This is a genomic window from Streptomyces sp. NPDC054841 (genome assembly GCF_053611045.1).
This window is the reverse complement of the sequence record NZ_JBSGZO010000394.1, coordinates 1-8,155: the sequence shown is the minus strand read 5'-3', so window position 1 is coordinate 8,155 and position 8,155 is coordinate 1. Positions and strand designations below refer to the sequence as shown.

At 70.3% G+C, this 8,155-nt stretch carries 6 protein-coding genes; 5 read left to right on the top strand and 1 reads right to left on the bottom strand.

The window, feature by feature from the left end:
- Positions 1 to 114: 114 nt before the first annotated feature.
- Positions 115 to 1,833, bottom strand: coding sequence for a PucR family transcriptional regulator (locus tag ACWGI8_RS34305; RefSeq protein WP_453666987.1), 1,719 nt, complete (start codon positions 1,831 to 1,833; stop codon positions 115 to 117).
- 284 nt (positions 1,834 to 2,117) lie between these two features.
- Here ACWGI8_RS34305 and ACWGI8_RS34300 point away from each other — a divergent pair, with 284 nt between their 5' ends.
- The 5 genes from ACWGI8_RS34300 to ACWGI8_RS34280 form a co-directional block, all read left to right on the top strand.
- Positions 2,118 to 3,008 carry an FAD binding domain-containing protein gene (locus tag ACWGI8_RS34300; protein WP_453666985.1) on the top strand — a complete coding sequence of 297 codons (891 nt, stop codon included), beginning with the start codon at positions 2,118 to 2,120 and terminating at the stop codon, positions 3,006 to 3,008.
- A gap of 2 nt (positions 3,009 to 3,010) precedes the next feature.
- Entirely contained in the window at positions 3,011 to 3,610 is a 600-nt protein-coding gene (locus tag ACWGI8_RS34295) for a (2Fe-2S)-binding protein (protein WP_453666983.1), read from the top strand.
- Between the two features lie 5 nt (positions 3,611 to 3,615).
- Positions 3,616 to 6,024: a xanthine dehydrogenase subunit D gene (gene pucD / locus ACWGI8_RS34290; protein ID WP_453666981.1), complete on the top strand. Its 2,409-nt coding sequence runs from the start codon at positions 3,616 to 3,618 to the stop codon at positions 6,022 to 6,024.
- Between the two features lie 376 nt (positions 6,025 to 6,400).
- Entirely contained in the window at positions 6,401 to 7,864 is a 1,464-nt protein-coding gene (locus ACWGI8_RS34285) for an NCS2 family permease (RefSeq protein WP_453666979.1), read from the top strand.
- Between the two features lie 97 nt (positions 7,865 to 7,961).
- The coding region (locus ACWGI8_RS34280; protein WP_453666977.1) for an XdhC family protein at positions 7,962 to 8,155 on the top strand (194 nt) is incomplete at its 3' end.

Sequence of the window (8,155 nt, the reverse complement as noted above, 5' to 3'; positions counted from 1 at the left end):
CCCCGAACCCCGGTCCTCGGCCGCCCGGGTCGGCGACCGTCCCGGTTCTGGCGCACAGGATGAGCGCGTGTGGGGCGGCGCGAAGCTGCCGCCGGGGGGCTTGCCCCAGCTTCGCTAGGACATCCGCAGCGCCAGGAAGAAGTCCAGCTTGTCCTCGAGCCGCGACAAATCCCGCCCCGTCAGCTGCTCGATCCGGCCCACCCGGTACCGCAGCGTGTTCACATGCAGGTGCAGCCGCGTCGCACAGCGCGTCCAGGAGCCGTCGCAGTCCAGGAACGCCTCCAGTGTCGGGATCAGTTCCGCCCGGTGCCTGCGGTCGTAGTCGCGGAGCGGGTCGAGGAGACGTGCCGTGAAGGCCCGGCGTACGTCGTCGGGGACGAACGGCAGCAGCAGGACGTGCGAGGCGAGCTCGTGGTGGCCGGCCGCGCACACCCGGCCCGGGCGTGCCGCGGCGACGCGGCGGGCGTGCCGGGCCTCTTCCAGGGCGCCGCGAAGGCCCTCCGCCGAGTGGACGGCGGCGCTGACGCCGAGGGTGAGGCGGCCGTCGCCGTCGAGCCCCGCGGACAGGGGGTCGCGGACGGCGGCGAGCAGGGCGTCCGCGTGCAGCCCGATGTCGGCCATGTCAGCCATGTCGGCAGGTGTGCTGTCGAGCAGGTCGGCGTCCGCGGTGACGGTGACCGCGGGCAGGGGCACGAGCGCGATCGCCTCGTCCCCGGTGTGCGCCACGGCGATGCGGTCGGCGGAGTCCGAACCCGTCGTCGCGGGGTCGACCAGGATCTCCTCCAGCAGCGACTGGGTGACGGGGCCGGCCTCGATCGGGGCCCCGCCGCCTTCCTGCTCCCACTCGACGCGCGCGACGACGACCTGCCAGTGCGGCGCGGTGCCGAGGCCCGGGAGCAGCACGGGTGCGGCGACCCGCAGCCGGGCCGCGATCTCGGCGGGCGCGGCGCCGGCCTGGACGAGTTCCAGGACCTCCTGGGCGAGCCGGCGCCGTACCGTACGGGCCGCCTCGCGCCGGTCCCGCTCGACGGCGATCAGCTGGGTGACGCCCTGCAGCAGGTCGAGGCGGGCCGCGGGCCAGTCGGAGGCGTCGGCCTCGACCGCGAGCAGCCAGTCGGACAGCACGGTCTCACGGACGTCCCGGGACGCCGGGGCGGCGCCGCGTCCGGTGTTACGGATCGGGAAGAGCGAATACGTGACGCCGGCGGCGGTCGCGCGGTGCGGGGCGCGCCGCCCGGTGCGGGTCGCCGCCAGATGCTCCGCGGCGAGCGCGCCGCTCACCTCCGCGGTCAGCGGCTCACCGGCGCCCGCGATCTGCCGGCCGGTGGGGGAGAGGACCCAGGCCCGCAGGTCCAGATCGGAGCCGAGGAGGTCGAGAACCACCTCGGGGCCGCCGCCCGTGGGCCCGGAGGTCATCAGCCGGCGGTGCCGGTCGACGACGGCGGCCAGGTCCCCGGCCCGCTCGCCGGAAACCTGTCGCACCACGTACTCGGTGATCGTTGCGAACGCAACGTCCTCGTTGACCGCGAACAGCGGCAGCCGGTGCCGTACGCATGCCTGCACGAGGTCGCCGGGGATGTCTCCGAGCTCCGCCTCGCCCGCCGCGAGCCCCGCGACCCCCGCACTTGCGAGAATACGTACAAAAGGCTCGGAATCATCGGCGGTGTGTCGCCAGGCGAGCCCGGTGAGGACCAGCTCACCGCCCGAGAGATAGCGGCTCGGGTCCCGTAGGTCGGTCGTCATCACGCCGCGGACGGTGCGGTCCAGCTCGTCGTCGCCGCCGAGCAGCCGCAGTCCCAGCGCGTCGGTCTCCAGCAGTGCGCGCAGCCGCATCTCGTCGCCGCCGATCTGTCTCGTTGTTGCCGTTGGACTGTGCTGATGGGTGTGCCGTTGGTTTCGGGAGGAAAACGGAGAGGTTACTGAGCCCCGCCTTTCGTTCGAATCTACAAGACGGGGGTGGCGACCAGCCAACTCCTTCATGGTTTCGGTGACTGCACCGGGCGAGACGGTGCTTGTGTACTTGGGCCACACCGCGTTAACAGGACATGAATAACCAGTCGAGGGCCGGCCGTCCCCAGCCCCTGCGAACGACCGAACCACGTAGAAGAGAGCCACTCATGGACTTCCTTCGCCCCGCCAGCTGGGAGGAGGCGCTCGCCGCCAAGGCAGAGCACCCCACCGCTGTGCCCATTGCGGGTGGCACCGACATCATGGTCGAGATCAACTTCGACCACCGGCGGCCCGAGTACCTCCTGGACCTGAACCGCATCGTCGAGCTGCGCGAATGGGAAGTCGGCGAGGAGAACGTCCGCCTGGGCGCCTCCGTCCCGTACACCCAGATCATGGAGAACCTGCGGGCCGAGCTGCCCGGCCTGGCGCTCGCCTCGCACACCGTGGCCTCGCCGCAGATCCGCAACCGCGGCGGCGTCGGCGGCAACCTCGGCACCGCGTCCCCGGCCGGTGACGCCCACCCGGCCCTGCTGGCCGCCGGCGCCGAGGTCGAGGTCGAGTCGGTACGGGGTACGCGCTTCATCCCGATCGACGAGTTCTACACCGGCGTGAAGCGCAACGCGCTCGCCCCGGACGAGCTCATCAGGGCCGTCCACATCAAGAAGGCCGACGGGCCTCAGCAGTACTCGAAGGTCGGCACCCGCAACGCGATGGTCATCGCGGTGTGCGCGTTCGGTCTCGCGCTGCACCCCGAGACCCGCACGGTGAAGACCGGCATCGGCTCGGCCGCGCCCACCCCGGTGCGCGCCAAGGCCGCCGAGGAGTTCCTGAACGCCGCGCTCGAAGAAGGCGGCTTCTGGGAGAGCGGCAAGATCATCACTCCCTCGATCGCCAAGCAGTTCGCGGAGCTGGCCTCCGCCGCCTGCAACCCGATCGACGACGTCCGTGGCACCGCCAAGTACCGCCGTCACGCGGTCGGCATCATGGCCCGCCGCACGCTCGGCTGGACCTGGGAGCAGTACCGCGGCACCGGCCGCACGCTTGAAGGAGCTGCATAACCATGCGCGTGAATTTCACGGTCAACGGCCGTAAGCAGGAAGCCGACGACGTCTGGGAGGGCGAGAGCCTCCTCTACGTGCTGCGTGAGCGCCTGGGTCTGCCCGGTTCCAAGAACGCCTGTGAGCAGGGCGAGTGCGGCTCCTGCACGGTCCGCCTCGACGGGGTGCCGGTCTGTTCGTGTCTGGTCGCCGCCGGTCAGGTCGAGGGCCGCGAGGTCGTCACCGTCGAGGGGCTCGCGGACTTCGCCAAGCAGCGCTCCGAGCACGGTGGTGCCTGTGGCACCGGCGCCTGCGGCACGTCCCTGCAGGAAGCCCAGCAGTGGAAAGCTCGCCCATCCGACGGGGTCAGCGATTCGCAGACCGGTGAAGGCACCGAACTCGCCCCGATCCAGCAGGCGTTCATCGACGCCGGCGCCGTGCAGTGCGGCTTCTGCACCCCGGGTCTGCTGGTCGCGGCCGACGAGCTGCTGGAGCGCAACGTCTCCCCGTCCGACGCGGACATCCGTGAGGCGCTCTCCGGCAACCTCTGCCGCTGCACCGGTTACGAGAAGATCCTCGACGCGGTCCGTCTCGCGGCCGCCCGTCAGGAAGAGGCGGTCTGAGCACCATGGCGCTGAATCCACGAGTCGCCGCCGTCCCGGCAGGCACACCCACCAAGGTCACCCAGGGATCGCAGACCAAGGGCGGCATCGGCGAGTCCACGCTGCGCCCCGACGGCACCCTCAAGGTCACCGGTGAGTTCGCGTACTCCTCGGACATGTGGCACGAGGACATGCTCTGGGGCCAGACGCTGCGCTCCACCGTCGCGCACGCCGAGATCAAGTCGATCGACATCTCCGAGGCCGTGGCGATGCCCGGCGTCTACGCGGTGCTGACGTACGACGACCTGCCGGCCGAGATGAAGAACTACGGCCTGGAGATCCAGGACACCCCGGTCCTCGCGCACAAGAAGGTCCGCCACCACGGTGAGCCGGTGGCCCTGGTCGCCGCCGACCACCCGGAGACCGCGCGCCGCGCCGCCGCCAAGATCAAGATCGAGTACGCCGAGCTGCCTGTCATCACCGACGAGGCCTCGGCCACCGCGCCCGACGCGGTCCTGGTCCACGAGGGCCGCGACGACCACCACATCGGTCACGTCCCGCACCCGAACATCGTGCACCGCCAGCCGATCGTCCGCGGCAACGCCGACGAGGCCGCCGAGCGCGCCGACGTGATCGTCAAGGGCGAGTACACGTTCGGCATGCAGGACCAGGCCTTCCTCGGCCCCGAGTCCGGCCTCGCCGTACCCGCCGAGGACGGCGGTGTCGACCTGTACGTCGCCACCCAGTGGCTGCACTCGGACCTCCGCCAGATCGCCCCGGTCCTCGGCCTGCCCGAGGAGAAGGTCCGTATGACGCTCTCCGGCGTCGGCGGCGCCTTCGGCGGCCGCGAGGACCTGTCGATGCAGATCCACGCCTGTCTGCTGGCCCTGCGCACCGGCAAGCCGGTCAAGATCGTCTACAACCGGTTCGAGTCCTTCTTCGGGCACGTCCACCGTCACCCGGCGAAGCTCTACTACGAGCACGGCGCCACCAAGGACGGCAAGCTCACGCACATGAAGTGCAGGATCGTCCTGGACGGCGGCGCCTACGCGTCGGCCTCCCCGGCGGTCGTCGGCAACGCCTCCTCCCTCTCCGTCGGCCCGTACGTCATCGACGACGTCGACATCGAGGCGATCGCGCTCTACACCAACAACCCGCCCTGTGGCGCGATGCGCGGCTTCGGCGCGGTCCAGGCGTGCTTCGCCTACGAGGCACAGATGGACAAGCTGGCGGCGAAGCTGGGTATCGACCCGGTCGAGTTCCGGCAGCTGAACGCCATGGAGCAGGGCACGATCATGCCGACCGGCCAGCCGGTCGACTCGCCGGCCCCGGTGGCCGAACTGCTGCGCCGCATCAAGGCCCGCCCGCTCCCGCCGGAGCGCCAGTGGGAGGTCGCCGGCGGTGACGCGGACGTACGCGCCCTGCCCGGCGGTCTGTCCAACACCACACACGGCGAGGGCGTCGTCCGCGGTGTCGGCTACGCGGTCGGCATCAAGAACGTCGGCTTCTCCGAGGGCTTCGACGACTACTCCACCGCCAAGGTGCGCATGGAGGTCATCAACGGTGAGCCGGTCGCGACCGTGCACACCGCGATGGCGGAGGTCGGCCAGGGCGGTGTCACCGTCCACGCCCAGATCGCCCGCACGGAGCTGGGTGTCACGCAGGTGACGATCCACCCGGCCGACACGCAGGTCGGCTCCGCCGGTTCCACTTCGGCCTCCCGCCAGACGTACGTCACCGGCGGCGCGGTCAGGAACTCCTGCGAGGCCGTCCGCGAGAAGGTCCTGGAGATCGGCCGCCGCAAGTTCGGCTCGTACCACCCGGCCTGGGCCACCGCCGAGCTGCTGCTCGAAGGCGGCAAGGTCGTCACCGACGGCGGCGAGGTCCTCGCCGACCTGGTCGATGTGCTGGAGGACGAGGCCGTCGAGCTGGAGCTCGAGTGGCGCCACCGTCCCACCGAGGCCTTCGACCTGCGCACCGGTCAGGGCAACGGCCACGTCCAGTACTCGTTCGCCGCGCACCGCGCGGTCGTCGAGGTGGACACGGAGCTGGGCCTGGTCAAGGTCATCGAGCTGGCCTGCGCCCAGGACGTCGGCAAGGCTCTCAACCCGCTGTCCGTCGTCGGCCAGATCCAGGGTGGCACCACCCAGGGCCTGGGCGTGGCGGTCATGGAGGAGATCATCGTCGACCCGAAGACCGCGAAGGTGCGCAACCCCTCCTTCACGGACTATCTGATCCCCACGATTCTCGACACGCCGACCATCCCGGTCGATGTGCTCGAACTGGCCGATGAGCACGCCCCGTACGGGCTCCGTGGCATCGGCGAGGCCCCGACCCTGTCGTCCACCCCGGCCGTCCTCGCGGCGATCCGGAACGCGACGGGGCTGGAGCTCGACAGGACGCCGGTACGCCCCGAGCACCTCACCGGCACGTAACCCTCCGGGGGAGGTGGCCTGGGGACTCGTCTCCTGGATCGCTTCCCTCTCCGGGGGAGGTGGCCTGGGGACCTGTCCCCAGGACCCCTCCCCCGTCCGGAGCGGAGGTGGTTCCCGGGGACTCGTCCCCGGACCGCCTTCGACCCGGAGCCGCACCGCTCGCGGTCAGCAGCAACACCAGCAACACACAGCAACACACAGCAACACCCGAAGAACTGCAGAGTCGAGCCATTCCCCGTGGCTCCCCGATCTGCAGCCCCGTTCGTCTCGGGCCGTCCCCCGGGTCGTGCAGCCAATGCAAGATCCCAAATCCCGCAGCTTGTCTGACGTTCCAAGTCTTATGCGGGTGCCCCTGTGAACCTTGGGAGTAGGCATCATGACCCAGTCGTCAGTGGAGCCCAAGACCGCATCGGAGGACGCGGGCCCCGGCTCGCACATCCCCGCCGGCAGGTCTTGGCTCGACCGGTACTTTCACATATCCGAAAGAGGATCGACGGTCGCGCGTGAGGTGCGCGGCGGCATCACCACCTTCATGGCGATGGCGTACATCCTTTTGCTCAACCCCCTGATCCTCAATGGCAAGGACGTTGCGGGCAACGTCCTCAGCCAGCCGGGACTCATCACTGCGACTGCCTTCGCGGCCGCCGCGACCACCCTGCTGATGGGCTTCGTCGGCAAGGTTCCGCTCGCCCTCGCGGCCGGCCTGAGCGTCTCCGGCGTTCTCGCCTCGCAAGTCGTGCCCCAGATGACCTGGCCGCAGGCCATGGCCATGTGTGTGGCGTACGGCCTGGTGATCTGCCTCCTGGTGGTCACCGGTCTGCGTGAGCTGATCATGAACGCGATCCCGCTCCCGCTGAAGCACGGCATCACCATGGGCATCGGCCTGTTCATCGCCCTGATCGGCCTCGTCAAGTCGGGCTTCGTCGGCAAGGGCTCGGAGTTCGGACCGCCGGTCACCCTCGGCGTCGGCGGCGAGCTCGCGGGCTGGCCCGTCCTGATCTTCTGCTTCACCCTGCTCCTGATCTTCATGCTGCAGGCCCGCGCGATCCCCGGCGCGATCCTGATCGGCATCGTCGTCGGCACCGTGGTCGCGGTCGTCGTCCACAACGTGGCCGGCCTCGACGCCAAGGCGTGGAACATGGCCCCGCCGGAGCTCGGCGGCAGCGCGGTCTCCATGCCCGACTTCTCGCTCTTCGGACACGTCGAGTTCGGCGGCTGGGGCGACGTCGGGGCGATCACCGTCGGCTTCATCGTCTTCACGCTGGTGCTGGCCGGCTTCTTCGACGCCATGGCCACCATCATCGGTGTCGGCACCGAGGCCAACCTCGCCGACGACAAGGGCCGGATGCCCGGTCTGTCGAAGGCGCTGTTCATCGACGGTGCCGGCGGTGCGATCGGCGGTGTCTCGGGCGGCTCCGGCCAGACCGTGTTCGTCGAATCGGCCACCGGCGTCGGAGAGGGAGCCAGGACCGGCCTCTCCTCGGTCGTCACCGGCCTGTTCTTCGCCGCCTGCCTCTTCTTCACCCCGCTCACCGCGATCGTGCCACCCCAGGTCGCCTCCGCGGCCCTGGTCGTCATCGGCGCGATGATGATGCAGAACGCCAAGCACGTGGACTGGAGCGACCGCTCGGTCGCCATCCCGGTCTTCCTCACCGTCGTGCTGATGCCGTTCACCTACAGCATCACCCCGGGTGTGGCCGCCGGTGTCCTCTCCTACGTCGCCATCAAGGCCGCCCAGGGCAAGGGCCGTGAAGTGGGCGGCTTCATGTGGGGCCTGGCCGCGATCTTCATCGTGTTCTTCGCCCTCAACCCGATCGAAGGGTGGCTGGGGGTCCACTGACCCCGCCCAGGTCCTGTCCGCCCGGTCGAGCCCGGGGCAAGATCGGGCGGACGGGACCCAGCCCTCCGCGCATTCCCTGAACCATGAGGAGACCGACATGCTGGACATCGCCGACGAGCTGCACCGGTGGGTCGAGCAGGGGCGTGACTTCGCCGTCGCCACCGTGGTGGCGGTCGGCGGCAGTGCGCCCCGTCAGCCCGGTGCCGCGCTCGCCGTCGACGGCGAGGGCTCGGCGATCGGGTCGGTCTCCGGGGGATGTGTGGAGGGCGCCGTGTACGACCTGTGCCGGCA